The 25774-nt window shown below is 69.6% G+C and carries 23 protein-coding genes; 9 read left to right on the forward strand and 14 right to left on the reverse strand.

Translation table 11 applies throughout. The annotated features are described in order from the left end of the window. Nucleotides 1–33 precede the first annotated feature (33 nt). The 6 genes from OU787_RS25935 to OU787_RS25960 all read left to right on the forward strand — a co-directional run bounded on the left by OU787_RS25935 (nt 34) and on the right by OU787_RS25960 (nt 6502). The gene (locus OU787_RS25935) at nt 34–825 is read left to right on the forward strand and encodes a hypothetical protein (RefSeq protein ID WP_030458436.1); all 792 of its coding nucleotides are present in this window, start codon (nt 34–36) and stop codon (nt 823–825) included. A 118-nt stretch (nt 826–943) separates the two neighbouring features. After that, on the forward strand, nt 944–1780 hold the full coding sequence (locus tag OU787_RS25940; protein ID WP_268660724.1) for a DUF317 domain-containing protein: 837 nt from the start codon (nt 944–946) through the stop codon (nt 1778–1780). A gap of 12 nt (nt 1781–1792) precedes the next feature. Continuing rightward, entirely contained in the window at nt 1793–2392 is a 600-nt protein-coding gene (locus OU787_RS25945) for a hypothetical protein (protein ID WP_268660725.1), read from the forward strand. A gap of 20 nt (nt 2393–2412) precedes the next feature. After that, complete coding sequence (locus tag OU787_RS25950; RefSeq protein WP_268661927.1) at nt 2413–4554, forward strand: DUF317 domain-containing protein; 2142 nt, start codon at nt 2413–2415, stop codon at nt 4552–4554. Then, entirely contained in the window at nt 4551–5582 is a 1032-nt protein-coding gene (locus tag OU787_RS25955; protein WP_268660726.1) for a hypothetical protein, read from the forward strand. The genes OU787_RS25950 and OU787_RS25955 overlap by 4 nt, the downstream gene beginning before the upstream one ends. Nucleotides 5583–5596: 14 nt before the next feature. Continuing rightward, entirely contained in the window at nt 5597–6502 is a 906-nt protein-coding gene (locus OU787_RS25960) for a hypothetical protein (RefSeq protein ID WP_268660727.1), read from the forward strand. A 73-nt stretch (nt 6503–6575) separates the two neighbouring features. Here OU787_RS25960 and OU787_RS25965 read toward each other — a convergent pair whose 3' ends face one another. Further along, the gene (locus OU787_RS25965; RefSeq protein ID WP_268660728.1) at nt 6576–7244 is read right to left on the reverse strand and encodes a DUF5655 domain-containing protein; all 669 of its coding nucleotides are present in this window, start codon (nt 7242–7244) and stop codon (nt 6576–6578) included. A 449-nt stretch (nt 7245–7693) separates the two neighbouring features. Here OU787_RS25965 and OU787_RS25970 point away from each other — a divergent pair, with 449 nt between their 5' ends. After that, nucleotides 7694–8197: a hypothetical protein gene (locus tag OU787_RS25970; protein ID WP_268660729.1), complete on the forward strand. Its 504-nt coding sequence runs from the start codon at nt 7694–7696 to the stop codon at nt 8195–8197. Nucleotides 8198–8296: 99 nt separating this feature from the next. On the opposite strand, the gene OU787_RS25975 is transcribed toward OU787_RS25970, so the two are convergent. The 6 genes from OU787_RS25975 to OU787_RS26000 all read right to left on the reverse strand — a co-directional run bounded on the left by OU787_RS25975 (nt 8297) and on the right by OU787_RS26000 (nt 14810). Continuing rightward, nucleotides 8297–8896, reverse strand: a complete 600-nt coding sequence (locus OU787_RS25975) for a DUF6262 family protein (RefSeq protein ID WP_268660730.1) — start codon at nt 8894–8896, stop codon at nt 8297–8299. A gap of 47 nt (nt 8897–8943) precedes the next feature. Continuing rightward, nucleotides 8944–11517: a tyrosine-type recombinase/integrase gene (locus OU787_RS25980; RefSeq protein WP_268660731.1), complete on the reverse strand. Its 2574-nt coding sequence runs from the start codon at nt 11515–11517 to the stop codon at nt 8944–8946. Beyond that, nucleotides 11514–12692, reverse strand: coding sequence for a tyrosine-type recombinase/integrase (locus tag OU787_RS25985; RefSeq protein WP_268660732.1), 1179 nt, complete (start codon nt 12690–12692; stop codon nt 11514–11516). Before OU787_RS25985 ends, OU787_RS25980 begins: the two co-directional genes overlap by 4 nt. 105 nt (nt 12693–12797) lie before the next feature. After that, a complete protein-coding gene (locus tag OU787_RS25990; RefSeq protein WP_442788556.1) occupies nt 12798–13013 on the reverse strand; it encodes a hypothetical protein in 216 nt (71 codons plus the stop codon). A 231-nt stretch (nt 13014–13244) separates the two neighbouring features. Next, nucleotides 13245–14258, reverse strand: a complete 1014-nt coding sequence (locus tag OU787_RS25995) for a hypothetical protein (protein ID WP_268660733.1) — start codon at nt 14256–14258, stop codon at nt 13245–13247. Between the two features lie 90 nt (nt 14259–14348). Then, a complete protein-coding gene (locus OU787_RS26000; protein WP_268660734.1) occupies nt 14349–14810 on the reverse strand; it encodes a hypothetical protein in 462 nt (153 codons plus the stop codon). Nucleotides 14811–14951: 141 nt separating this feature from the next. On the opposite strand from OU787_RS26000, the gene OU787_RS26005 reads away from it, so the two are divergent. Next, nucleotides 14952–16664, forward strand: coding sequence for a DUF7380 domain-containing protein (locus tag OU787_RS26005; RefSeq protein ID WP_268660735.1), 1713 nt, complete (start codon nt 14952–14954; stop codon nt 16662–16664). A gap of 126 nt (nt 16665–16790) precedes the next feature. On the opposite strand, the gene OU787_RS26010 is transcribed toward OU787_RS26005, so the two are convergent. The 6 genes from OU787_RS26010 to OU787_RS26035 form a co-directional block, all read right to left on the reverse strand. Further along, nucleotides 16791–17942, reverse strand: coding sequence for a hypothetical protein (locus OU787_RS26010; RefSeq protein ID WP_268660736.1), 1152 nt, complete (start codon nt 17940–17942; stop codon nt 16791–16793). A gap of 1078 nt (nt 17943–19020) precedes the next feature. Continuing rightward, on the reverse strand, nt 19021–20271 hold the full coding sequence (locus OU787_RS26015; protein ID WP_268660737.1) for a tyrosine-type recombinase/integrase: 1251 nt from the start codon (nt 20269–20271) through the stop codon (nt 19021–19023). 140 nt (nt 20272–20411) lie between these two features. Next, nucleotides 20412–20969: an aKG-HExxH-type peptide beta-hydroxylase gene (locus tag OU787_RS26020; RefSeq protein WP_268660738.1), complete on the reverse strand. Its 558-nt coding sequence runs from the start codon at nt 20967–20969 to the stop codon at nt 20412–20414. A 273-nt stretch (nt 20970–21242) separates the two neighbouring features. Then, nucleotides 21243–21953, reverse strand: a complete 711-nt coding sequence (locus tag OU787_RS26025; protein WP_268661928.1) for an SDR family oxidoreductase — start codon at nt 21951–21953, stop codon at nt 21243–21245. A gap of 80 nt (nt 21954–22033) precedes the next feature. Then, nucleotides 22034–22486 (reverse strand): MaoC family dehydratase, encoded by a 453-nt coding sequence (locus OU787_RS26030; protein ID WP_268660739.1) that lies wholly within the window; start codon nt 22484–22486, stop codon nt 22034–22036. A gap of 44 nt (nt 22487–22530) precedes the next feature. Beyond that, nucleotides 22531–23688 carry an acyl-CoA dehydrogenase family protein gene (locus tag OU787_RS26035; RefSeq protein WP_268660740.1) on the reverse strand — a complete coding sequence of 386 codons (1158 nt, stop codon included), beginning with the start codon at nt 23686–23688 and terminating at the stop codon, nt 22531–22533. A 149-nt stretch (nt 23689–23837) separates the two neighbouring features. Between OU787_RS26035 and OU787_RS26040 the strand changes: the two genes are divergently transcribed. Continuing rightward, nucleotides 23838–25070, forward strand: a complete 1233-nt coding sequence (locus OU787_RS26040; protein WP_268660741.1) for a PucR family transcriptional regulator — start codon at nt 23838–23840, stop codon at nt 25068–25070. Between the two features lie 12 nt (nt 25071–25082). Here the strand turns inward: OU787_RS26040 and OU787_RS26045 are convergent, their stop codons facing one another. After that, the gene (locus OU787_RS26045) at nt 25083–25760 is read right to left on the reverse strand and encodes an SDR family NAD(P)-dependent oxidoreductase (RefSeq protein ID WP_268660742.1); all 678 of its coding nucleotides are present in this window, start codon (nt 25758–25760) and stop codon (nt 25083–25085) included. Between the last annotated feature and the right edge of the window lie 14 nt (nt 25761–25774).

The following is a 25774-nucleotide window of genomic DNA, read 5'->3' on the forward strand; positions in this document are numbered from 1 at the left end:
TGGGGCGAACGCCACCACCTCGACCTGGAGACCTTGCTGTACTACGCCCCGTTCACCGACATCGTCTCCGACCTGGACCTCGACGAGCTGACGCCGGCCGACGAGAACACCGAGCGCGTCCTCGCCCGCCTTGCCGACTGGGACGACCCCTGCATCACCCTGGCCAGCTACGACCAGCCCGGCCAGCGTCCAGGCCGCTCGGACCACTTCTACCTCGCGCACGATGAGCAGATGGCAGAACAGGGCAAGCCGTTCTACCTCGGCGTGCACCTGGAGCTGGACCAGAGCGCGGGGTCGGTGCGAGCCACCGTGCGCGACGTAGCCATGCCGGAATTGGCCGAAGCATGGCTCATCTCCCGGGGAGCTGATCCTGATCGGCTGCGAGAACGTGTGCGCCCCAGCGAGTTCGAGCCGGCCGACGCCCAGACCGAGGCAGCCGAGGCCATGCTGCGCCATTCCGGAACCCGGTTCGACATCCACGATTCGGCATTCACGATTGGCCCGCCGTACACCACGTGGGTGATCGCCCTCGACAGCGAGGCCCCCGACCCGGCTCTCCCGGTGGCCGTCTTCGTCGGCCACCGGGAGAAGGACAGCGAGACGTTCACCCTCCGCCTGGGGCACTTCGCCAGTGTGGAGCACGCCTACGACTGGACGCGCCACCCCGACGCCCCTCTGCCGCAGACCAACCCGGCCGGTGCAGCACGCGCCGACGCCGCCCGCATCGACCGCCGCACCCGCCCCCAGCGCGAGGCCGCTGCCGGCCCTGCGGACCAGCCCGTGCCGATGCCCGAGGCCAAGCCACGTCGACCGCGCGAGCGTTGACCGAGCACCGGCACCAGCCGCCACGCAGCTCGACCCACCGCGAAAGGCACGATCCCTGACCCCCCGCATCTTCACCGACGACCTCATCCGAGGGCAGAACTGGTACGACGAGGACCACATGGTCCACGTCGCCCCGCGGCACCTGGCCGGTGCCGAGCACGGTATCGACACCATCCTGGAAGCGATCCCGGAGGCGTACGGCTGGTACACCCATCCCACGTCCCGCAGCACCGGCGAGTGCTTCACCCCGTTCGTCTCGCCCTGTGAGCGGATCCGGCTGGGGTTCCGCAACGACTTCGACGACCCCTGGCAGGTCGTGGCCCGCAGCGACCCCTACTCCGGCGGCCTTGCGGACTGGCACATCACCTTCAGCTGGCAGACCCCGCCGGAACTGGTCGCCGCAGCCCTCGACGAGGTCGCCGCCGCCTTGGCCCAAGACGACGAGCGGGTGTTCACCCGCGGCGGCTCCGGCCTGCGGGTCCTGTTCCCCTTCGCCCAGCAGGACTGGTCGGAGACCGTCACCGCCAGCCGGTACACCTTCACCTCACCCGACGGCTTCGCCACCGCGCGCCTTCGCCTCACCGAACCCCCGCCGCACCAGGACGGCCCCTGGCACAGCCCCTACCTCCACGTCAGTTGCAACACGGCCGACTCGCAGACGAGTTGGGACGCCCGGTTCACGGCCAACACACCGGTCCGGATCCTGACGGCCTTCACCACCGCCGCCGCCAGCCCGGAGCCGCTGCTGCGCAACAGCACCTACCTCGGCGAGGCAATGAAGGCCAGGCTGACCGTCGAGCCGCTCTCCCCGGCGCCCGTCCGGCGCGCAGCCGCGGCAGCCGGGGCAAGCCCGGCCCTCGCAGCAGCCGGACCTGGTGCAAAGGCCGTAGTCAGCGGTCCTTTTCCGAGCGTCTCTCCGACTGCACCGTCGCACTCTCTCGCCCACCACCGTTGAGGAACCGCAACCATGTACAGCGAAGCCGACATCGCCGCGCTGCGTGACGCCTACCCGGACGACCGCATCCCCGCAGACCCTGCTGACCTCGTGATCTACCTCGCGACCAAGGACCTGGAACACATCCAAGACGAACTGCAGGAGAGCCTGCAGATGTTCGACCCCGCCCACTGGGACCAGGAACTGGCCGTGGACCACATGAGCCTCCTGTTCGACTCGATCGTGAGCACAAACGGCCACATCCAGGAACTGGAGCTGAACGGACACAGCCAGCAGGCCGGACTGCTCAAGGAGATGCGCCAGTCAGTGATCCGCTCTCTGGGCCCGGTCCTGGCGCGCACCGAGAACCTCGCCGTCCCCACTCACACTCCGGACCACGCGGATGCCGCCGAACGCTTCCAGGCCGCCCTTGCCGCGGCGCAGCGCAATCTCGCGTCGGCCGCCGGACCGCTGCAGCACCACATCGACGACCTCGCACAACCACCGCCGTCAGCCCGGGCCGCCGCCGCCCGATCCCGTGGCACCGGTCGAGCAGCCGGCGCGCAGTCGGCGACATCCCGAGACGCCGTAGCGCCAGCACCGAGTCCGACCGCCTCACCGCGCCACCGCTGACCCCGAAAGGAACCCGTCCGATCACCACCGAGCCTGAGCCGAACACCCTCCTCGACGTCTCACCCCGCTACCTCGCCGGAACCGGCAGCGAGACCAACCCCGTCGCCCGCGCGGTCCTCGCCTTCGACTGGCGGCACGACTACAACCGCGAACTCGACCAGACCTTCGTCAGCAGCCCCGACCACCGGTTCCGCATCGGGATGGGCCAGCTCGACCCGGGCGCGTGGTGGCGGATCACCGCCGCCCGCGAGCCGCTCGGTCCACCCCAGTGGATGGCTGCGTTCTCCAAGGACACCCCGGAAGAGATGGTCGCCGCTGTCACCGAGGCGCTCCACGTTGCGCTGCCCCGGACCGACTGGACGGGCGCGGAGCATCCGGCACTCCAGGAAGGTGCGTTCGACGGCGACGCCTTCCTCGACGCGCTTGTCGCCGCAGGCTGGCGCGACCTCGGGGAACCCCACGGTGTCCGGAGCGTCTGGTCACCCGACTACCTCGTACGTGCCGAACTGCGGCGCGGCGCCGACCCCCTGGACCTCATGGGCAACTGCGCGTTGGCCGTCCTCGTCGGCCCCGAGGAAGTCGGCGACCCCTACTGGCAGGCGCTGTTCACCGCGGACACGCCCGCGCTGGTGACCAACGCCTTCGTGCGCACCTTGGTCGACCCGGCCCCGCTGCGGCGCGATGCGGACTTGATGGACGAGCACCTGCTCGCCCACCTCGGCTACACCGTGATCGAGGACGGTCTCGTGCCGGTGCCACCGCCCTACACCGACGAGGACCTCACCCGCGCCGCAGCCCACTCGCTGGCCAGGTTGCTGGCCGCCGCGGACGGACACCTGACAGTGGGGGAGGTTCTCGACGAGCTGGCCGACCAGCCGCTGCCCAGCACCGAAACGGGCCCCGGCCCGGCCACCACCTGGGGCCAACTCCCCCCGGAACAGCAGCAACTGGCCGCCATGCTCACCCTCGACCTCGTCGCGGACGCCGCCCGGTACAGCCATCGTCTGCTCGGCCTGCACGACGACGCCACCGGACGGGTGTGGCAGTACCTCACCCGCGGGAACGTGCCGGCCGTGCCCATCGCGGACCTGCGCTTCACCAACGACGACCTCTACGCTGCGGCCGGCACCATCGCGGCCTACATGATCGCCACCACCGACGACCCCTCCGGGATCCTGGAAGGGTTCCACGGAGAGCCGATCGCAAGCCGCGCCAGCGAGGAGACCGTCAAGCGGTTCTGGGACGAGCATCCCGACCACGTCGTACAGCCCGCCTACGACGAGATCTGCCGACGTTTCACCGCAGTTCACGACTCGGTCGGCGACCTCTTCGCGCCGGGCATGCCCCAGCCCCCGGCACTGGTCTCCGCAGCTCCCGCCTACCTTGCCGGGCCCGGCCACACCACGGCCACCAGCCCGGCTGCCCCGCTGCTGGCCGCCGGGTGGAGCCGCGTTGAGATCGCGTCCGGGGACGTCTACCTCAGCCCCTGCGGCCGTATCCGCACCACCGCGGTCCACGCGCCAGCTGGCACGAGCTGGAACACGGCCTACACCGACCCGGCATCCGGAGACCAGCTCTGGCATATCACCGCCGACGTGCGGACTCCCGCCGAGATCACAGCCGCGATACACCAGGCACTCGCCGCCACCCAGGCCGCCGCACCGGCTGACCTGCGCTACCCCGCACTGTCCGGCGGTCTTGAGCCCCTGACCGAGGCCGGCTGGTTCATGGACAACGTGCCCGGCTACATCATCTGGAACGCCAGCGACGAGACGGCCTCGGTCGAACGCGCCACCAGCGCGTCCGCACTCGCCGACGGCGCCAACCCCCACTGGGTGATCAGCGGAGGCGACCTCCAGCCCGGGGGCCCGGGCTGGTACATCGAGATGGCCGACCGAGTACCCCGCCCGATGCTGACCGCTGTCGCCGCCGCGCTCACCAACACCGAGCCCGTGACCCGACTCGCCCGCCAGATCCCGCAGGAACACCGGGCGGACATGGACATCGTCCCCCTGGAGTGGCGGCCCGCCGACTCCGCGGGCGACCGCGCCGCCGCCGCCCGCCGACGGCCCCTCGACGGCAAGGGGGTCACCGCCAACGGTCCCCTCTTCGCCGAGGCGTCCCGGACGCAGACGCCCGTACCCCGCAGGCGGACACCATGACCGGGCCCTGGGGCAAGGCGGCGGCCGACCGCGTCGCCGAACTGCGCGCCAGCGCCGAGCGCTACGGCGACCGCCAGACAGCGGAGCTGTCCGACCTGGACGTGCTGAACGAGGCGTACGAGCGCGTCCTGCGCGAACAGATCGACACCCACGACCGGTACATGACCGTACTCACCTCGCTCCGCGGCCACGACGCGGCCGTACGCACCGCAGCAGTCGCCGACTTCCGCGAGGGCGCCGACCGCTACGCCCTCCACCTCGTCCGCCAGCACATGCGCCCGTACGCAGAACTCGCCTACCGGATATCGCAGTTGCCCGATCGTCCCGGAGCCCGGCAACTGGAAGACCTCCGGTCGGCGGCCGTGAGGGTCAAGTCCGGTCTGGCGGACCAGGACCCACCCGAGGAGTGGATAGACCCGGGTAATGCCCGCCACACCCTGCGCACCCTGCGCAACGTCGTCGGCGTCCTCGACGGCCGAGAAGGGCTGGAGGCCACCGAAGTGCTCGGCCTGGTCCAGGCAGCGCTCAACGACGGGCCGCTGCACGACCTGTTCACCGTCGCCAACCGCGGCGCGCGTCCCAACGAAGAGAACCGGCCCCCCGAGTTCGTCGGCCCCGGCTGGCAGCCGCTCCACCGCACCCTGTGGCACTACCAGGAGGAGCCCGACCAAGGCCACGTCAAGGCGTTCCCCCTCGGCAGCGAGTGGTACCTCGACCTGTGGTCGAGCGACGGCGCCCTACTGGCCTGGGGCGCCGCCCCCGCCGACGAGGTCGCAACGCTCGCCCCCGCCCTGACCGCCCGAGCATCGAGCTGGGCCGCCGACCGAACCGACTACGCATGGCGCCGGTTCACCGAGACAGCCGAATACGTGCGTGCCCAGGCCGAACCGCGCAGGGCCGACGCCGCCCCGCACACGGCACCGCGAGCACGCGCAGCCCGAAGCTCAGCGACCCGCCACGGCCCGCTCACCGAAATCCCCACCGCCCGTCAGAACCCACCCACCACCGCACCCCGGCCAACCCGCTGAGCACAGAGCAACCGATGCCTCGGACCCCCACCACCTCGTCGGGCCGCCCTCTCGACATCTACCCCCACGGGCGCGCTGTCGTCCGAGACCTTCTCCACGACGTACGTCACCTGGCCGGCCGACGCACGCTCGCCGACGCCATCACCGTCGCTGCCGAACACCACAGCCACGGCGACCAGGCCCTGGCCCACGCCGTCGAAGCCGACGCCCTGTTCCTCATCGCCCACGCCGCAGACCCGGCGATCCACCAAGCCCTCGACGGCCGCCTGCCACCACTGCTGCGTGAACTCGACCACCAGGAGCCGGACCGGCTCGTGGCCCTCATCACCCAGGCCCAGCAGGCTGCCACCGCAGTACCGATCCTCACCGCCTCGACCACCTCACCCCGCCTCCCTCTCACCCCCGCGGATCGCACCTCGTGGCTGCACGACAACGAGCTGCGTGAGCTGCTGGGCGCCGCGGTGTACACCGGCCTGCAGATCGCGGAACTGCGCTTCACCGGGCAGGAGACCTCGGACGTGTGGAAGCCCGGCACCGTCCCGATCGCCAAGGCGCTCGCCAAAGTCGCTGCTGAGACGTGCTCGCTGGCCGGCCTCGACCACCGTGACTGGCAGCTCTTCGTCGAGATCCAGATGGCGCACGTCATCGCCAGGGCCAACGAACTTCCGCCCGGAGCAGGCCCCTTGGACGACCGGATCCCCGCCTATATGGCCCACCTGAAGAAGCTGGAGGACATCACCGTCGCCGACACGCTGTACATCGCGCACGCGGACTTCGGCTACGTCCTCCACGACCCACCGAAGGCCAGCACATCGCCCCGCGTGCTCGCCGCCAGCAGCCGACGGGCATCAGCCCCGGCGCTGTCCAGCGATCGAGAGACGGTCACCGGAACCACGCGCACGCCGGCACGCCGACGCTGACGGGCACTGCACGAGCTAACCTGCCTACATGAGGGCGGGCCGGACATCGAGTTGTCCGGCCCGCCCTCGTCCGTCAGGCCGCCGCAGCGAAACTCGCGGCAAAGAGCGGCTCGGCTCTGTCCAACTCGGCCGCCGAGGCGATCCGCACCTCCAGATCGCCGGTGCCAAGATGACCAACACCGCGCAGGTCACGAGTGAACCCCGGGGCCAGACGGACAGTCGAGGGGTCCACGGCCAGCACCACGACCAGAGCCTCGCGGGTTACGCGCACACACGCGAAGTTCCGGCGGCGGCGGAACGCCACGTAGTGCTGAAGCTCGACGCACGTGCCCTCACCAAGGTCCAGTAGCCGCTCCTCCAACTCGGAGAACAGCCTCTGAAGCTCGGGCGACGCCGAGTCCAGCGACTGGCGGACCCCCTTTCGCACAGTGCTCTCCGGGCGGTTCGACGAACCCACCCGAGCCGCCCGGGTGCCGCAGCCCCCTGCAACCGAGGCCACCAACTCCAGCGTCACGAGGTCCTGCGCGTACTGCCGGTACACCAGGAGATCGACCCGATGGTGCGACATGCCGGCAGCCACGGTGTCGTAGCGAGTGAACTCGGTCGCCACGCAGACGATCCGCGGGTTGCTCCAGTCGACAGTGCGGCCGGCATCCTCGCCCAGCCGCTGCGCCACGAGCGCCTCGAACTCGTCCCGGTGCTCCACCAGCCAGGCGAGGTAGAAGAGGCCCTGCGAAAGCACGCTGGCGCTGCCGGTCCGCTTGTATTCGACTTTACCGACCGCAGGAGCTTGGAGACCGGCTCTGAACTGCGTCGATACATAGACTACATGTCCGTGACGCCGAGTCTGAGTCGTTACCGTACCCCGTCCGGGGCCTCTCCGGGGAGGGCCCGTCCATCAGGGTGGCTACTCAGTGGCACTGAACCACAAGCGTGTGCCGTCGAAGCCTGAGCGGCGACCGGCGTCACGGCGGCCTGTTGAATGGCGGCTCCGCCCGCCTGGCCGTAGAACGGTGCGCACATGACGCGATATCGGACACGACAGACAACCCTGGTGATCGCAGCTGCAGCGGACCCGAAGAGTAAACGAACAGCAGTCCGCGCACTGTTGACAGTTGGTCATCTGCTTCCCCTATGCTGCTCTCGGTTGGCTGCCGCAAGGTAGCCGTACGAGATGAAGGAGCCGATTCGGTGATCAAGGTGAGCATTCACGCGCGCCCCGAGGAACTGCCCGCGCTGATTGATGCGTTGGCCGCTCACGGGGCCGATTTCAGTCTGCACAGCACTTCGCAGGCGGCAGAGGTGCGGACCGAACCTGTACTGGATCGCGACGTGCTCACCCTGCTGCGCACGCGTGCCCCCTCCCAGCACGCCGACCTCTTCATCTCGTTCGTAGAAACGGAAGTTCGCGATCACGGTGCCGTCGCCGAACTCGGTACTGAGAAGACCAGCTATGTGAAGCTGTACGTTCCGGGGCCGCGCAGGGTGGGCGCTTACTGCTACGTACGTCCGGACCGTACATACCTGGACTTCCGTCTTCCCGGCCACGCCGCGGACGGCTGTAGCTTCGCTGCCGCGCGCAACGTCCAAGCCGACAATGCCCATGCGGTGCGTCTTCCTCTGACGACGCCCGAAGCCCTTCCCGAAGCGCGCCGACTGGCCCGCCAGGCCGCAGCGGAGGCGGAATCCGCGTGACGAGGGAGGTGCCTTCCGTTGTTCTCTGATAGGCACCCCCATCCGTCACGAAGGTAACCTGCGCCATTGTTCCCCGAAGCCGTGTTCACCGGGGCAGGATCATGTTCCTATCTCTGCCCCTACCCCTGCCCCTGGTTCGGCGAGCCGGGCTTCGAGGTCCGCGATGCGGCGGTCCTGGAAGCGGAGGTTGGAACGGGCGGCTTGGAGGCGTTCGTCGAGGTGGCGGTTGTCGGCGGTGAGCTGCCGGACCCGTTGCTTGAGGGTGGTGTTCTCGGTGGTGATCCGTTGGATGGCCGCCTCGGTCCACTCTGCTTCCAAGTCGCGGATCTGGCCGATGAGTTCGCCGATGCTGGTGCGCTGGGTGCGGATTTCGGCGTGGGCGGCCTTGAGAACATCCTCTGCGTTCAGCGCGCGTTCGCGCCAGGTTGCCTCGCGTTCGTCGTCCTTTTCGACGAGCATCCCCGATCGTCGTTCGCCGGCCTTCGTCATCGCCGAAGCGATGGCGGCCCGGGCATCGGGGTTGTCATAGAGGAAGGTGCGCGAGACGTCCGCGCGGCGGGCGACGGCGGCGACGCTGACCTGGGCCTTCTCGCGCCGCAATCGAGCGATGGCGTCGTGAACGCGCTGAAGGGCGGCACCGGTCTTCTGGCGGCGGGCCGCCAGGGCCGCGGTCGTGCGCGGTGTGTGGGCGGTGGTCATGCGATGTCCTGTTCGGGGTCGGTGTTCTCGGCTGAGCACGTATCGCTCTACTCGCTCTTGTCCTCGACGCCAGCGTCGGCGAGGTCGGTGGCGCGGAAGGCGGTGGACCACACGCGGTGGAAGTAGTCCTGGGGTTTGCGCAGGTCCAGGGCGAGGGCGTCGTCGAGGAGGCCGAGGCCGGCCAGGGCCTTCTCCAAGCCGTCGATGGCACGGGCAGTGGGCTCGAAGTAGCGGTGGAGGTAGTCGGCGGTGGCGTCGTCGGGGGCGCGCTCGGCCAGCAGCCGCCACTGCTCGCGCTTGCGCCGCCAGTAGAGGAGATCGGCGCCCGAGAGGACGAACTTGTCGCAGTTGTGGCAGTCGAGGTTGAAGGGGCAGGCGCCACCGTTGACAACGGGCTGGAAGGTGCAGAATCCGCCCTCGGCGGGGGTGCTGCGGCGAGAGAGGTCGATTGCCAGGGCCTGGGCCTGCTCGTGGGTGAGCGGGGTGGTGTCGCTGGTGAGGAGTTCGCCGGGATGCGTGGTGCCGGGGCCGGCGACCCACACGTGCTGGAGGACGTTCTCCAGGTCCGACTGGGTCAGGTGAACGTAGTGCTCGGCCATGCGGTCGGATACGTGGCCGAGGTAGCGGCGGATGTGGCTCAGGGTCGCGCCGTGCCGTAGCAGCCGGGTGGCCAGCGTGTGCCGGGCCTGGTGCGCGACGTAGTGACCGCCGAGATCGAGGTCGGCGAGCCAGCTGCGGAAGCCGGTGTGGAACCAGGTGTAGGACAGGGCGCGGCGGCCGTCGGGATTGAGGATGTCAGTGGGGAACAGCGCCAGGTGGGTGCGCTCGGCAGCAGTGGGCGGGCGGCCGGCGTGCCGGTCGGCGAAGTGGGCCAGGGTCTTGCGGCGGCGTTCTTCGAGCCGGTCCAGGAGATGGTCGGGGATACGGACGGCCGCGTTCAGGTTGCCGACCTTGGTCTGGTCGTGCCAGAGCAGAGGCAGCCCGCCGTAGCGGCCGACGCAGTCCAGGCGGAGCTGGATGACCTCGTTGGCGCGTCGGCCGGTGACGATGATGGTCTCCCACATGTCCCTCAGGCCGCGGTCGTGAGGGTCGTGGCCGGAGGCGAGCCGCTGCAGGTTGGCCTCGTCCGCAAGCGCCCGGGCGACTTCGTCGGGGAAGGGGTTGCGGCTGCGGGGCGTGCCCGGACCGCCGACCGGCATGGCCGCTATGAAGGCGCGGTCCAGGCCGATTCTCTCGGCGCTGCCGCTGTCCAGCGCGCCGCGCAGCAGGGAGCGGCCGTAGTTGAACACCATGCGGCGCGAGTTCTCGGTGACCTTCGCCTTCTTGCCGTCCAGGCGGGCCTGGCCTCGGAAGGCCAGCCCGAGGCGTTCGCGGTCGCGCAGGTCCGCGACGAAGCGGTGAATGTGCTCGCCGCGCAGCACGGTCGGGTCGTGGCCACCGCCGGGTGCCTCGGCCTCCAAGAACGCGGACAGTTCGGCGGCAGCGCGGCGCAAGAAGTCCACCGGCTGGGCGCTGCGCGGGCAGGTGGGCGAGCGCAGAACGTCGGCGATGTGGTCCCACAACAGGTCGCGCAGCCACCGCTGGGTGATGCAGGTCAGGTCGACGTAGCTGGAGCGGTGGGGGAAGCGGACCCCGAAGTGCTCGGTCTCGATGTAGCCGGCATCCCGGGTCTCGGAGGGGGTGAAGTAGATCTTCCGCAGAGCCTGTTGCATCTCCTGGACCATGCGCTGGTGGTAGGCGCGGCGAAAGACGGACGCATCCAGGCCGGCCAGGGAGTCCACGTCGCGGCGCTGGCATTCGTCCGCGAGCGACTGCACCCACGTCAGGTGCCACACGGCGACGGGTTGCAGGCCGTGGACATACATGCCCCACTGCAACTCCGCCCGCAGCAGGGGCCGCAGCCCGCGCAGGTTGACCGTTCCGGTGCGGTGCACCGGCAGCTGTGCGCGGCACCAGGCACGGAAAGCGACTTCGTCCTGGCAGGTCACCGGGACAGGCCGATCACCGCGCTCGTAGGTGGCGAAGAAGTTCTTCGGCAACGTCGCCCCTCCCGGCCGCGCGGCCCGGATGTAGCCGCGCTCGTGCGCACCGCACAACCCCAGCGGCGAGGCGGCCAGTTCGTCGCACACGTCCGCGTGGCACTCACCGTAGCCCGGCAGCGCCGGCTGGTCGGCCAGCCACCGCTCGAACTCCGCCTCGTCCCCACCGGGGTGCCGTTTCAGGTGGCTCAGCCACCGGTTGCGGTGCCGGAAGCACAGCACCAGCTGCAGGCTGAACGCCGGCCGCTGCGGGCAGATCCGGCACATCATCGCCTCCGGCATCTCCGTGGCCGGCAGCGGTTCCGCGGTCCGCAGGAACTGAGCCCGGTTCATGCCGCGCGCCTCCGCCTCCTGCCACTGCTCGGCGTGCACCGAGCACATCGCATAGCGCCGCCAGCGGGGCCGCTCGCAGTCGACGACCGTGCAGCTCCACGGATAGACCGGGTGCAGCGGCGGGATCTTCAGCACCCCGCCGCACAGCACCGGGTCGAACTCGGGCCCGTTGATCAGCGCGGTGAGCACCTCCAACCGGTCCCGTTGCGTGCGGGCGTCCTGCTGCGGCAGCAGCGATGGCGCCGTCACTTCGTCTCACCCCAGACCGTGCGCAGGGCAGCGTCGAAGACCGGGTCGTGGACATCGACGTGTCCGTAGACCTCATCCACCATCGCGGCCGACGCCCAGCCGCCGGCGTCTCGGGCGATCAGCGTGTTGCCGTCGGCGGCGTCGAGAACCGCGGACGTGAACGAGTGCCGGAAGGCATGGGGTTTCACCAGCCCCAGACCGGCGCGCTTCCCGGCCCGGCCGAGCATCCGCCGGGCCCCGACCGGCGCCCACGGCTGTCCGGTATCGGCGCCGTGCAGCTGGACCAGGAGCATGCCGTGCCCGGCGCCGCGCGGGTACTCGGTGGTGACGTACTCGAAGTAGGTGTGCACCATCGCGGGGCTGACCCGTTTTATCAGCCCGCCGGTCACGATGCCGTGCTCGACCCGCCAGGGGTGCTTGCTTTTGGCTTCGGCCCGGTTCGGATTGCCGGGCCGGTGGCAGACGTGCAGGTGAGGGGCGCGGCACTCGCCGCAGGCCGCGTTCTCGCGCAGGTGCAGGTCGACCAGGTGGAGTCCGCACAGCTCGCCGATGCGAAGCCCGCCGTCGGCGAGCCAGGTGACCACCAGCCGGTCCCGGGCGGCGTTCACCGTCTCCAGCAGCCTTTCCCGGGCGCCGTCCGGGAGCATCTTCGGATGCCGGCGGTGCGGCCCCTTCGGCGCCAGCGGGTTTGTGGGCAGCGACGACTTCACGTGCCCGAGGAACGAACGGCGCCGGTCCACCCGCGACGGCAGCCGCGACTTGTCGAGCTTCTTGCCGAGTTCGCCGTTGATGCCGAGGGAGGACTGATGTAGATAGAAGCCCTTCAGGCAAGCCGCCGCGGTCGACAGCGCGGAGCGGCCGTAGGGGCGCTTGCCGACCCGCCACGGCTCTCCGAGCGGCATGCGGACCTCGGCACCGACCATGCCCATGTACCGTTCCAGGTCCCGCAGTTGGACTGCGGCGAAGGCCAGGCACTCCCGCTCCAGCCACCGCAGATGGTCCACCAGCAGATACGCGTACGTCCTCTGCGTTCCCGAACCATCATGCTGACGCAGGAACCGGTCCGCCTCCGTGTGCACCGTCCCCTCGGGCCACACGATCGTCCACGACCGCCGCCCGTCCTTCCGCTCGATCTGCTGGACCCGCAAGTCCCCGACCACCACGTGCCGTGCCACTCGTCCTCCGTACCGACTCCAGAACATGACAGACGTCCCGGACACGGTCGGTAAACAAGCCTGGGACGTGCTGGTCACAGTCCCAGACGGACATCACGGGCAGGACTACCTGCGGTCGGTAAACTCCACGATCACGGGCGAGCCGTCCTCGTCCAGAGCCAGGGTGTCGATTCGCCCCCGATGAACGGGCCCGGTCGAGTACTCGTGCGCCAGGAACCGCATCCCGAGCATCTCCGGCATGTTGGCCTCGATCAGCACCTGCAGGTGGCGCTCCAGCTCCGCCGCCCCGCCCTCGATCCTACGAACTGCCCCATCCGTCACCCGGAACACCTGCAGCAACAATCCCCCTCACGCAGCGGCCCATGATCAGCGAGCGGGCCAAGCTACATGCATAGATCTCCATCGTCCAGTGAATGTTGCGCATATCACATAAGCGGCGAGGTTGGCGGGGCGGGAGATGGGGTGGAGAAGCCGCCGGATTATTACGCTGCGTGACGAATTCTCCGTGAAGGCCAGGGTGGCGAGCCGCTGGCTCGACGGTTGAGCCGATCCTCAGTCGATGGTGCCGCGTCGGCCGAGCTGCCAGTGGCCGCGTCGGATTTCGCAGAAGGCCGGGTAACGGGTCAGGACGTCGAGGACTTCGGCCATCCGCGCCCTGTGTCCGCTACCGCCGGTGCCGATCTCCTCGACTATTCGGGTGCGGGTCAGCGGCTCGGGTGCCTCGGCGAGCAGGCGGGCCACGCGGTGCAGCAGGCTCTCGCCGGGGGTTCCCCGTTCCGCCTCGCTCCACAGTTGTTCGCCCTGGCTGTGCCGGTCGAACGCTTCGGTCAGCTTGGGTTCGAGGTCGTCCCACAATGCGCGCCACAATCCGGCTCGCTCTGCTCCCGGGGGTACCTTCGGGTGCCGCCGCAGGTAGAGGGCAGTGGCGAGGGTCGCGGCTGTGGCGGTGCCGACCGCGAGCGCCGGGGCCTTCGCCACGATTCGGGCGATGCCGGCGACGCCATACCCGGTCAAAGTCACAAGCGTGGCGGCTGTCTCGGTGTAGTCGCGGGTCTTGCCCTCCACGACGCCGACCTTGCCCAGCGCCGCACGGAGCTTGCGCCAGTCCTCGTACGCGAGCTTGCTGCGCAGCAGGTCCTTGTCTTCGGCGATGATCACGACCGGGGCGATGACGCCGGCGAGCAGAAGCATGGCTGTGTCGGACGGGTCCTCCCGTTCGAGGACCGCAGCCTCGGGGGTCATCGGCAGGCCGTCGGCCGTCACCACGTACAGGTGCGGCAGGTAGCGCTCGCGCCAGATCCGCAGGACCAGCTTCAAGTCGAACGCTCCGCCCTCGGTGCTCCGGTCGCCCAGGACCCGGGGAACCTCTTCGAGAACGTGCGCGGGGATGTATGCGCGAACGGTGCCCTTCGCGGCGGCCGCTTCGAGGGAAGAGGGCTGGCCGCGCTTGGCGGCGGCGATCACGTCCGACGTCAGCGCCGAAGTGTCGAACAGCGCACGCCGCAGCGGGTGAGGGCTGATCGGCGTGCGCCTGGCGGGAGCGCCGGAAGGCGGTGCTGAGTCCATGCCCGTTGATCGTAGGGGTAGTCGGTGCAGCTCGGAACCTCCGAGGCGGAACGACGGAACGGGAGACGATGGCGTGCGGTCCAGTACCCGCTACGGCACGGCGGGTTCCGTGGGGACCCCAGCGGCCTCCCACGGCAGGATGACCTGATGGGGCATCTGCGACAGCACCTTCACCAGGTCGGGGCGGTGCAGGGAGTGTCCGGACGCCAGGAGTAGCCGGACGTAGGTGTCCAGCACCTGCAGCAGTTCCTCGGGCACGCCAAGCTGCGTCGGAGCCTCCCAGACGCCGCTGAGTAGCTTGTCCGCCTTCTCACCGGTCACGCGGAAGAGCGAGTGCCGGTCCCAGGCGACCATGCGCTGCAGGGTGCCCCGGCCGCTCCGGCCATTCCCGCCCATGAGGCGATTGCCGACCAGCTCCAGGGCCCGGACCACTGCCATCTCGGACACCGCGACCACCACTGCTGTGGGCTGAGCCATCACTTCCCCTTCGACGGCGTACTTCGTGCGCCCCAGCCGCACTGCTGCAGAGGGCGACCGTATCTGACGCAACATCAAACATTAGTCCTCCCAGGAAAAATGAAATAACCCGTGCGACTTCCATCGCTAGGCTGCGTTGAGTACCAGTCGCCAGCGACGCGGTTCCCGCGTCCGCGCCCGGCCCCCGGGAGACCTCCCGGAGAGGGAATCACGACCATGATCGACAGTGCGACGCTGGCTGCTCTCAACGCGGCCTCCCAAGGCTTCGTCCTGTACTCAGACATCTCTGCGGCGCTGGGTGCCGCGGCGAAGGAAGAGGCCGGCAAACTCGACGAGGAGCACATCGAGGCGCTCCGGGCCGGATGCCTGTTCCACCTGCGCGCCGACGGCACCTTCGTCGGCCAGTACATGGGATCCGGACCCCAGCCGTGGCCCCGTGAACTCTCCGAAATCAGCGGGCGGACGACCGAGATCTGGGCCGCGTACGCCGAAGCCGCCGACCACCCGGGTGTCCGGGGCCGCCTCCACGACCTCCTGCAGGCCGTCAGCTCCGGCCGCCCCAGGAGCGAACACCTCCGCGCGGCGGTCGATGCCTACGCCGAGTCGGCGGACTGGTTCGAGGCAGCCCCCCAGGTGTCGAGCGGTAGACTGCGCGCGGCGAACGCGCTGGTGCGCGCATTCGAACTCGCCCTCTCGATGAACCTCCCCTCCGCCGTGGGCATCGCCACGACGATGGTCGAGAAGGCCAACGCGGAGATGGACCGGGACGACGATGGACCCGGCGTCGTAGGCGTCCTGATCGATCCGCTCGTGGAACGGCCCAAGTGGCATGCGCACGCCCTGCCCGTCGCGGAGCGCGCGGCCGAGCACTACCAGCGCGACCCCCACGCCCGGGCGTCCTTCCTGCGCGACCTCGCCACCGCCACCAAGGACGACCCCGGCGGAGTCGAGCGGATCAACCGCACCATCGCCTCCACCTACACCGACGCGGCCGACAAGGTCACCGGCGTCGCGAAGCTGATGCTGCTCACTGAGGCCGCCGTGCACGCCCGGGACAAGGGCCTCACCGACCTGTACACAGACATCCGCATGCGGCAGCAGGCGATCTCCCGCGAGGACCTGGAGCTCCAGAAGATCCGCTTCGACGCCGGCCTTCCGGAGGAACTCTTCGCGGCCGCCGACACGTACATCGACGAGGCCGGGGACCTGCAAGACGCTGTCCAGCGCATCGCCGGCCACCCGGCGCCTTCACGGACCCAGCAGACGGCCGAGGATCACGAACAGGGCTTCCTGCGCCTCGACACGAACCGGATCAACGTGGCCGGACCGGTCCTCGTCCACAGCACCGGGCAGCCAGAGGACCCCGGACACACCCGCCGTGTCCTCCACCTCGAACTCACCGGCCTCCTGATTAGCCGCCAACTGGACCGGCTCTGGGAGCGCTTCGAGCCCAGCACCAGGGAGATGACGGCACTGCTCACCCACCCGGCGGCCCTTCCCCCTGAGCACGCCAGGCTGCTCGCCCGCGCCTTCCGGTTCTACTGGGAGCACGACGAAGTCGCCCCGCTCGTTGCCGTCCCCTTGGTCGAAGGCATCCTGCGTCGCTACCTCCAGCAGTACGAGCCGGTGATCACCCTGGCCAAGGGCGAATCCGCCGGCGGTGTTACCCAACTCGGAGGGCTCCTCCGCGCGCTGGCCCAGTCCCCCGGTCTGGCTGGGAGCGAGTGGGCCCCGAGCTTGCTACTGCTGCTCTCTGACCCGGCCGCAGGCCCCAACCTCCGAAACTCCATCGCGCACGACCTGTGGGAGGTGCTTCCCCCGCGCCACCAAGTGGCGATGGTGCTGCTGGCCGCGCTGGTCCTTCTCCGGGCGGCGTCCACCAGTTCGACCAGCGGGCAGGGTGAAGCTGCTCCGGCCCCTACCAGTTAACTGGTAGGGCACCGCCTACAGCGCAGCAGTAGGCTCGGCGGCATTGAGCGAGCCGGCACCGATCACGAACCACCTCCCGTATCCGTGGCTGCCGGAGACTCGTAGCTTCCCGTTCCGCGGCCCTGGTCAGATGAGGCGGTCGCGGTTCGCGGCGGCGGTTTCGCGTACGAGCCGGGCGAAGCGCTCGTGGCTGCGCCGCTGGTGCTCCTCGGCCTGTTCGTCGTCCCAGTCCTCGGCGTCGCCAAGGTCTTCGTCATCCTCGTCGTCTTCGCCGGAATCGCTGTGCAGGAGCCAGCAGCCGTGGATGCCGGCGAGGAGGTCTTCGAGGAGGTCGCGGGCTGGGCGTTTGGGGTCGAGCGGGGTCAGGCGGACGGCGACGTCGTCGAGGTCGGGGTCGTCCTCGCCGGTGTGTTCGGCGACGGTCTCCTCGAAGTCCTCCAGTTGGTCGCGCAGGGCGACGGGGTCGAGCAGGAGGCCGTCGGTGATGTGCATGGCGTGGCGGACGAGTTTGGTGACGGCCTCGTGCGGGGTGGCGCCGTCCTCGATGAGGCCGAGGACGAGAGTGGGGGTCTCGTGGGGCAGGGACTCGATGTTGTCGGCTTCGAGGACCACCTGGGTGGGGTGCTCGCCGGAGGATTCGGCGGCGACCTCGGCTGCGGCGGCGAGCCAGTGCGCCGCGGCGACGGCGGCCGCGGTCGGGTCAACGGCCGAGAACAGCTCGGCCGGGCCGAAGGGGTCCTGCTGAAGGAGCCGGTCGGCGGCGGCGACCTGGACGGGGGAGGCGTCCTCGCGGCTGAGGAGCACGGCCTGCTGGGCGCGGCTGGTGAGGTCGCCGAGTTCGGCGTTCTCCACCGCGGCGAGTTCGAAGGCGGCCTCGGCTAGAACCGCCTTCACCAGGGCTTCGTCGTCGAGGTCGTGCAGGGCGCGTCCGACGCGGTGGGCGGATTCGACCAGTGCGCTGTAGGAGACCATCATCGCTCCGCCGTGGGGCAGGTGCGGCTCGGCGATCGCGCCGGGTACCTCGCCGAAGGCTTCGCGTTCCTTCTCGCGGCGCCATCCCTCGCTGTTGGGTTCGAGGGAGTCGGCCGCGCTGGCCGGGTGGGTGTAGGTGCGCCAGGCGGCGGCCGAGAGCTGGGTGAGGGAGCGGGCCAGAGCCAGCAGCACAGAGGTGTCCGCGCCGTCCGGCAGCACGGCGATGCGGGTGGAGAGGTCGCCCTCGCCGGTGCCCCACGAGGCGACCAGTTGATGCTGGTCGAGGTCGACGCTGTAGCGCGTCATGCGCTGTACCTCCGATGTCGGTTCCTGCGTGCCCTTGGCACCTAGTAATTCTGACGTACCGACAGATGGCGAAAGCGGAGAACCACCAGAGGCGGTGTGTGGCTGCCGGGACACGCGCTGGCGACACGCCGCGACAATGGTCACGCTGTCCAGATAGTGGGTAGGGCTGCTTGATCGCGCGGTATCGGTCCACAAGGAGTCGTTGCGCGACGAGTGGCTGCGGGCCGGGAGGGCCACGTCTGCTGGCCTGCCGTGGCTTGTCGGGCTCGTACAACCCGGAGCACGCATGGTGTGGCGGCGGCGGGTCTCGGGCCGGCCTCCAGAACATGCCGCAGCTAGCCCCAAGTATTTCGGTCAGGCCAAAAGAAATGGATGGGCCCTGGATTTGATGCGGCCATTTCTGGCTGACGTTCGGCTCGGGCCAGATTGATTGAACTCCGCGATGAATAATCCCTATTAGGTGACTTCCTGGGTGATCCGCAGGAATGTCTGGACTCGCGGCCGGAGTGGCGCTACCCTGGAGGCATGAACGCCACCCGGACCCTCCGTCAAGCCCCTGACCTGGGGACCAGCTGGGGACCACACGTCATGCGCGCTGCCGCACAAGGCGCGCGAAACGCACTCATCTGCACACGCACGACGTGTGTGTGAGCGCAATTCAGGCGGCAATGGGAGAACCCGGCATGCTGGGGGTCAAGGGGTCGCAGGTTCAAATCCTGTCGTCCCGACCAGCGTTTTCGCAGGTCGGAGGCCGTTTTCGCTGAACAGCGGAGACGGCCTTTTTGCTGTGGTGGTCGCAGTGTGGTCGTGAACGCTCGTTAACGTCGTGCTCCGAGGGCACGTCCTACGCTCGTGAGCGCCTTGGGGCGACGTTCTCTCCTCGGTAGGCGAGATGAGCGCGGCTGGCGGGTCGTTCGGGCTTGGTTCGGCGTCGGAGTGGCGTTGATCCTTCTGTGGGCAGGCATGCCTGTGAGACTCGGGGCATCCGCTTGTGGGCGGTGGCTTGAGGAGACGTCAGCTGTGGACCGGCTGCCCGGTGTTTTGCGTGCCCCTGGTGTAGCGCGCGACTGCGTAGCCGTCAGGCGGCGTGGCTGAAGAGCGGGGTCGGTGCAGCGCCGCTGGGGGCGAGGGCGTCAACGCCATGCGTGCGGGCCTCGACGAGGCGGAGTCTGTCTTCGATGGTGTGGACTGCGGCCATGGCGACGTCCCAGGTGAGGTGGCTGTAGATGTTCGCGGTGGTCGACAGGGTGGAGTGCCGCAGGGTCTTGGAGATGATGGCCATGGGGACGTTGCCTTCCAGGGCGAGGGTGGCGGCGAGGTGTCGCAGGTCGTGGATGGTGACATGGGGAAGTCCGGCCTGCTTGCGCAGTTCGTGGAAGCGCCGGCGGACCGCGGCCGGGTGGAGGGGCTTGCCGTCCGCGCCCTGGAAGACGTGGCCGTTGATGGTGGCGGTGCTTCTGGCCATGGCGCATTGGAGGGCTGCGGCGACGCGCTCCGACAGGGGTACCCAGTTGCGGCTCTTCTTCGTCTTCGGTGCGGTCAGGACGAGTTCGTGGTTGTCGATCGCGGAGAGGGTGTGGCGGATGTACATGACGCGGTCGTCGATCCGAACGCAGGGACGTTGAAGCCCGAGTGCCTCTCCCAGCCGTAGCCCGGTGCCGATGATGGTCTCGAAGAGGTCGGCGAAGGCGGGGTCGACGTTTCGGCAGTGGGTGAGGAAGTCGACGGCCTGCTCCGCGCTCCAGGGCACTCGCTCGTCGGCGCGGGGCCGGCGCATGGGCAGGGGCTGGGCCGCGTTGAAGGGGAGCCGGTGGGTGCGGACGGCGGTCCCCAGGGCGCTGGAGAGCGTGGCCAGGCAGTGGTAGACGGCCTGGCGTCCGCGGCCGGACTCGAGCTGCTCGTGCGCGTAGGCGGCGATGTGGTCGTGGGCGAGCTCCTCCAGGCGCAGCTTGCCGAACACGGGGATCAACTCGCAGAGCACATAGGTGCGGTAGCGGGCGTACGTGGTGGGCTTGAGCAGGAACTCCATCGACTTCAGCCACTTGGTCAGGTAGGCGGCCACCGTCTCGTGCGGGTCGGCGTCGAACCCCAGCTGGCGTCCTTCGAGGAAGCGCCGCAGCGCGCTCTCGGCGGCGAAGGCGTCCTCGAAGCCGCCGCGGCGCACGGTACGCCGGCGGCCGTTGAAGGACGGGATGTCGACGGCGAAGGTCCACGTGCCGTGCCCCTCCTCGACCAGGCGCGGGCATCCGGCGCCGAGCTGACGGCGATCCGCGTCACGGCATCCGCACCGACGGTAGACCCGGCCCCGCCGCCGCCCCGAACTGCGCATTCTCGCCTGCCTCCTGCGGTCCTGACTTTTCGATCAGCCCGCGAGGCTACAGATTTCACGTCTGGATGGCCGACTGCGACCACCATGCGATCACCAATGCGGAATTCGTGCCCTGACCTGCGACTTCCGGTGAGCACCCGCTACTGGGCGGGGAGCAGATGGACTGCTCCAGGTGTGCATCGCAGGGCGGCGTCCACTGCCTTCGACAGCTGGTCGCGCAGGGGCACGCTCGTGATGAGGGTGACGGCATCGGCCAGGGCCGACAGAGCGTCCCGTAGGTGGCGGCCCTGGTCGGTTAGGTAGTCGCGCAGAAAGCCCTGCACCGGAGAAGGGGTCGCGTCGACCACCTGGGCGCTGTAGATGGCGGTGAGGGAAAACGCCCAGCAGGCGTGGAGAAATTCGAATGCGGGACGTATTGTATTTTTCTTTTGCCACGGCGAATAGAAGGAAGGACTCTCCGGAGATGACACCGATGCCGCAGTCAGGGCGTCGTTGAACCAATGGTGTCCGGCCTCGTGAATGAGGTCTCGCACGAGAACCTCCGGGGAGTCCACGTGGTCGGTGAACACCGTGCCGGGAAGGCGTGTGGTGCTCCAGCTGAAAAGGGTGTCGTGCATTTCACGGCGTTCGAGGAGGCAGATGTCAGGCGCGTGCTGGTCCAGCAGGTCACCGAGTCCACGTTTGTGGGAGGAGTCCAATGCCGCTGCGAGGAGTTCGTGCTTGTCCGGCGTTGCGGGTGAGGAGCAGGTGGGCTGCGCGCAGACGGCGAACGTGCATGTGGGACAGCATCGCTGTCTGCTTCACAGCGCCGGTTTGGCTCGAAGAGGCGTCCGATACCGCCCGCCGAACAGACAGTACGCGGCAAGGTCCGGGTCGTGTCCGTATTCCGGGAGGCGACGGCATATCTGCCACCTTGGCAGTGAGAACGCGGCGAAGGCGTGGCCCGTGCAAGCTGTCCAACGCGCAGAGGCTCAGCCCTGCGGTCCGCCCGCGACGTAGAGGACTTGGCCGGAGACGAAGCCGGCGTCGTCGCTCAGCAGGAAGGAGACGGCGCCGGCGATGTCCTCGGGGCGGCCGACGCGGCGCACCGCGATGTGTTCGGCGGCGAAGTCCTGGAACTGCTCGAAGGTCATGCCGATCCGGGCGGCGGTGGCGGCGGTCATGTCGGTGGCGATGAAGCCGGGGGCGACCGCGTTGGCGGTGACGCCGAACTTGCCGAGCTCGATGGCCAGGGTCTTGGTGAAGCCCTGCAGGCCGGCCTTGGCGGCGGAGTAGTTGGCCTGGCCGCGGTTACCGAGGGCGGAGGTGGAGGACAGGTTGACGATCCGTCCCCAGCCGGCCGCGGTCATGTGCTGCTGCACCGCGCGGCTCATCAGGAACGCGCCGCGCAGGTGTACGGCGATGACAGAGTCCCAGTCGTCCTCTGTCAGTTTGAACAGCAGGTTGTCGCGGGTGATCCCGGCGTTGTTGACCAGAGCGACCGGTGCGCCGAGGTGCTCGGCGATCCGGGCGACGGCGGTGGCGACCTGTTCGGCGTCGCGGACGTCGACGCCGACGGCCAGGGCCCGGCCGCCGTCCTTCTCGACGGCGGCGACGGTGTCGGCGCAGGAGTCCTCGGTCAGGTCGCAGACCGCGACGGCGAAGCCGTCGCGGGACAGGCGCAGGGCGGTGGCGGCGCCGATGCCGCGGGCGGCGCCGGTGACGACGGCGACGCGCTAGGGGTTCTCGTTCACGTGCTTTCCTCGCAGAGGGAGAGGGAGGATCAGGGGTAGAGGCGGGCGACGGCCTCGGCGACGCAGGCGGGCTTGTCCATGCCGTTGAGTTCGAGGGTGATCCGGGAAGTGATCTGCCAGCCCCCGGTCACCTCCTCGGCGGCCAGGACGGTGACGCGGGCGCGCAGTTTCGAGCCGACCCGGACCGGGTGGATGAAACGGACCTTGTTCAGGCCGTAGTTGACGGCCATCCGGACGCCCTCGACGCGGTAGACCTGATCGACGAGGACCGGCAGCAGCGACAGCGTCAGGTAGCCGTGCGCGATCGTCGCTCCGAACGGGCCGGCCGCCGCGCGTTCGGTGTCGGTGTGGATCCACTGGTGGTCGCCGGTGGAGTCGGCGAACCGGTCGATGCGCTGCTGGTCGACGGTCAGCCAGTCGCTGTGGCCGATCTCGGCGCCGACGGCGGCTGCCAGGTCGGCGGGGGCGGCGAACTTCTTCACGGACGGTCGGCTCCTCGTGCGGCGGGCGGGGCGGCCGGGCGCGGTCACAGGCCCATGGACTTGGCGATGACGGTCTTCATGACCTCGCTGGTGCCGCCGTAGATGCGAAAGACCCGGTTGTCCGCGTAGAGCCGGGCGATCGGGTACTCCAGCATGTAGCCGTAACCGCCGTGCAGTTGGAGGCACTTGTCGATGACCCGGGAGGCGGTCTCGGTGCAGAAGAGCTTGGCGGCGGCGGCGTCGGCGGGGGTGAGCGCGTCCTGCTCGATGAGGTCCAGTGCACGGTCGGAGAACGCCTGGGCGGCGGCGATCTCGGCGGCGCACTCGGCGAGGACGAACTTGGTGTTCTGGAAGTCCGCGACCGGCCGCCCGAAGACCTTGCGGTCACGGGTGTAGGCGAGGGCGAAGTCGATCGCGGCCGTGGCGGCGGCCACTGCGGACACCGCGATGCCGAGGCGCTCGGGGACGAGGTTGTGGGTGAGGTAGGCGAACGCGTTGCCCTCCTCGCCTAGCAGGTTCTCGACCGGCACCTTGACGTCGGTGAAGGAGAGTTCGGCGGTGTCGGAGCTGCGCAGGCCGATCTTCTCCAGCTTGCGGCCGATCGCGTAGCCCTCGGACTTGGTGTCCACGCACAGGATGGACAGGCCGGTGCGGCGGTTGTCCGCGGACGCGGGGGAGGTGCGGCAGACCACCAGCATCAGGTCGGCGAGGACGCCGCCGGTGATGAAGGTCTTGGAGCCGTTGAGGACGTAGTGGCTGCCGTCGGCGGAGAGCTTCGCGGTGGTGCGTATGCCGGCCAGGTCGGAGCCGGTGCCAGGCTCGGTCATGGCGATCGCGGTCATCATCCGCCCGGAAACGAAGTCGGGCAGCCAGCGCTTCTTCTGCTCGTCGCTGGCGAACTTGAGCAGGTAGGGCAGCACCAGTCCGGTGTGCACGCTGGAGCCGCCGAAGGAGACGCCGACGCGCATCAGCTCCTCGACGATCACCGCCTGGTACTTGAAGCCGCCCGCACCCGAGCCGCCGTACTCCTCGGGGACCTCGATCCCGAAGACGCCCAGGTCGCCGAGCTTGTGGTAGAACTCGCGCGGCGCGTGGCCGGCGGCCTCCCAGGCGCCGTAGTGGGGCACGACCTCGCGGGCGATGAAGTCCCGGATCATCTCCCGGAAGTTCTCGTGGTCCTCGGTGTAGACGGAGCGCTGCACGTACCTGTCTCTTCCTGCGGCGGGGGCGTGGAGTCTGTCGGTGAGCCCAACCTAGGGGGACGATCCACCCATGGACCATGGGCAGCTGCACAGTTAGGCGGCAATCAGGTGTGCACTGTGCCCGGCACCGTTCGGGCTAGGGTGGCGCCATGAAGCAGGCAGTGGAGGGCCCTGCGCCCGAGGTGGCGGCGCACATCCGGGCGACTGCGGAGCGCATGCAGGGCACGCTGGACGAGCTGCTCGCCGAGATCGGTCGGCAGCTGGCCCCGGATACGCCTGAGGTGCCGGTCGACCCGGTCATGATTCAAGAGATTGCGGCGAGCAACCGCGACACCGTCGAGCGCTGGGTGCACGCCAACCGCCTACGCCCGGGCCATCCCGTTCCCGCCGACCTGACGGCGCAGATCCTCGACGTGGCGCGCGACATGGTCCGGCGCGGCGTGGACGAGCGGTACCTGGTCCAGGGCTACTGGCGCGGCCACAACCTGCTGTGGCGGTACTGGATGAGCGCCGCGCTCGCCGAGCCGGGGCCGCCCGAGGTACTGGCCGCAGCCCTGGACCTGGCGGCCCGCTCCATGTCCCGGTTCGTGGACCGCACCCTGACCGGCGTTCAGCGGCACGTCGAGCACGAGCGCGACCAGCTCGTCGGCGGCATGCCGGCCCGGCGGATGGAGACCGTCAACCTCCTGCTCGAAGGCGCGCCGATCCCGGAGGACCGGGCCAGCGCCCGCCTCGGCTACGACCTGCGCGGGCGCCACCTGGCGCTGGTGCTGTGGCACGCGCCCGGAACGGTGGAGCAGGGCGAGCTGGAGTCCGCAGCCGACACGATCGCCGAGGCGGCCGGAGCGCGGCGGCCCCTGACCGTGGCGGCGGGGATCTCGGTGCTGTGGGCCTGGATCGCGGTCCAGGGGGAGGTGGACACCGAAGCCCTGGACGAGGCCCTCGTTGCCACGGGTACCGGCGTTCGGGCGGCTGCCGGGCTGCCGGGCACCGGTGCCGCCGGCTTCCGGCTGAGCCACCAGCAGGCCCTGACCGCCCAGCGGCTGGCCTTCCGGATGCATCGGCCGCCGCACCTGACCGCCTACGAGGACGTCCAGGTCGTCGCGATGGCCGGGCACGAAGAGGGCCAGGCGAGGGAGTTCGTCGCCGTCACGCTCGGCGAACTGGCCGAGGCACCCCCTGAGCTGGCCCGGACGCTGCGCGTCTACCTCCAGGAGGACTGCAACGCCAGCCGCGCCGCCCGCCGCCTGTACACCCACCGAAACACGGTCCTCAACCGGATCGCCCGCGCCGACGCGCTACTGCCCCGGCCCCGCCCCGGCCGGGGGCTGCAGATCGGGCTTGCGCTGGAGCTGCAGCACTGGCTCGGCCGACAGGAGTAGCACGGGATGTCGTCAGTAGGTGGCCCGCCCGCCGCTGATGTCGTAGACGGCTCCGGTGGAGAAGCTGACCCGGTCGGAGGCGAGGAAGGCGACCAGTTCGGCGACCTCCTCCGGGCGGCCGACCCGCCGCATCGGGATGAGGCCGGTGATGTGCGCGAGGACGTCGGGGGCGGTGCTGTCGTTCATCGGGGTCGCGATGACGGCCGGTGCGATCACGTTGACCAGCACGCCGCTGGTGGCCAGTTCCTTGCCCAGGGACTTGGTCAGCGCGATCACCGCCGCCTTGGTGGCGGAGTAGACCGACAGGTTCGGGTTGCCGTCCTTGCCAGCCATGCTGGCGAAGTTGACCACGCGGCCCCAGCCCCGCTCCCGCATGCCCGGCACGAACGCCTGGATTGTGTTGACGGTCCCCAGGACGTTCACGTCGAAGACCTGCTGCCACTCCTGCGGGTCGGTCTCCAGCAGCGCCCTGTTCGGCCCGACGATCCCGGCCGAGTTGACCAGTACGTCCACCGGGCCGACCTCCTCGGCGACGCGGCGCAGCGCCTGTGGGTCGGTCACGTCGGCGCAGAGGTCCGCGTCCTGGAGGTCGAGGGTGGTGACCCGCAGCCCGTCGGCGCGCAGCCGGGCGGCGGCGGCCGCGCCGAGTCCGCGCGCTCCACCGGTCACGAGGGCGGTCCTGGTGGTCATGTCTCTCCTGTTCG

Source organism: Kitasatospora sp. YST-16, assembly GCF_026802215.1.
Taxonomy (GTDB): domain Bacteria; phylum Actinomycetota; class Actinomycetes; order Streptomycetales; family Streptomycetaceae; genus Kitasatospora; species Kitasatospora cineracea.

Bases quoted from the DNA above. Each gene is read 5' to 3' on its own strand.
- OU787_RS25940 (WP_268660724.1), top strand. From the start codon at position 944: ATGGTCCACGTCGCCCCGCGGCACCTGGCCGGTGCCGAGCACGGTATC.
- OU787_RS25945 (WP_268660725.1), top strand. From the start codon at position 1,793: ATGTACAGCGAAGCCGACATCGCCGCGCTGCGTGACGCCTACCCGGAC.
- OU787_RS25955 (WP_268660726.1), top strand. From the start codon at position 4,551: ATGACCGGGCCCTGGGGCAAGGCGGCGGCCGACCGCGTCGCCGAACTG.
- OU787_RS25960 (WP_268660727.1), top strand. From the start codon at position 5,597: ATGCCTCGGACCCCCACCACCTCGTCGGGCCGCCCTCTCGACATCTAC.
- OU787_RS25975 (WP_268660730.1), bottom strand. From the start codon at position 8,896: ATGACCACCGCCCACACACCGCGCACGACCGCGGCCCTGGCGGCCCGC.
- OU787_RS25995 (WP_268660733.1), bottom strand. From the start codon at position 14,258: ATGGACTCAGCACCGCCTTCCGGCGCTCCCGCCAGGCGCACGCCGATC.
- OU787_RS26000 (WP_268660734.1), bottom strand. From the start codon at position 14,810: ATGTTGCGTCAGATACGGTCGCCCTCTGCAGCAGTGCGGCTGGGGCGC.
- OU787_RS26005 (WP_268660735.1), top strand. From the start codon at position 14,952: ATGATCGACAGTGCGACGCTGGCTGCTCTCAACGCGGCCTCCCAAGGC.
- OU787_RS26010 (WP_268660736.1), bottom strand. From the start codon at position 17,942: ATGACGCGCTACAGCGTCGACCTCGACCAGCATCAACTGGTCGCCTCG.
- OU787_RS26015 (WP_268660737.1), bottom strand. From the start codon at position 20,271: ATGCGCAGTTCGGGGCGGCGGCGGGGCCGGGTCTACCGTCGGTGCGGA.
- OU787_RS26040 (WP_268660741.1), top strand. From the start codon at position 23,838: ATGAAGCAGGCAGTGGAGGGCCCTGCGCCCGAGGTGGCGGCGCACATC.
- OU787_RS26045 (WP_268660742.1), bottom strand. From the start codon at position 25,760: ATGACCACCAGGACCGCCCTCGTGACCGGTGGAGCGCGCGGACTCGGC.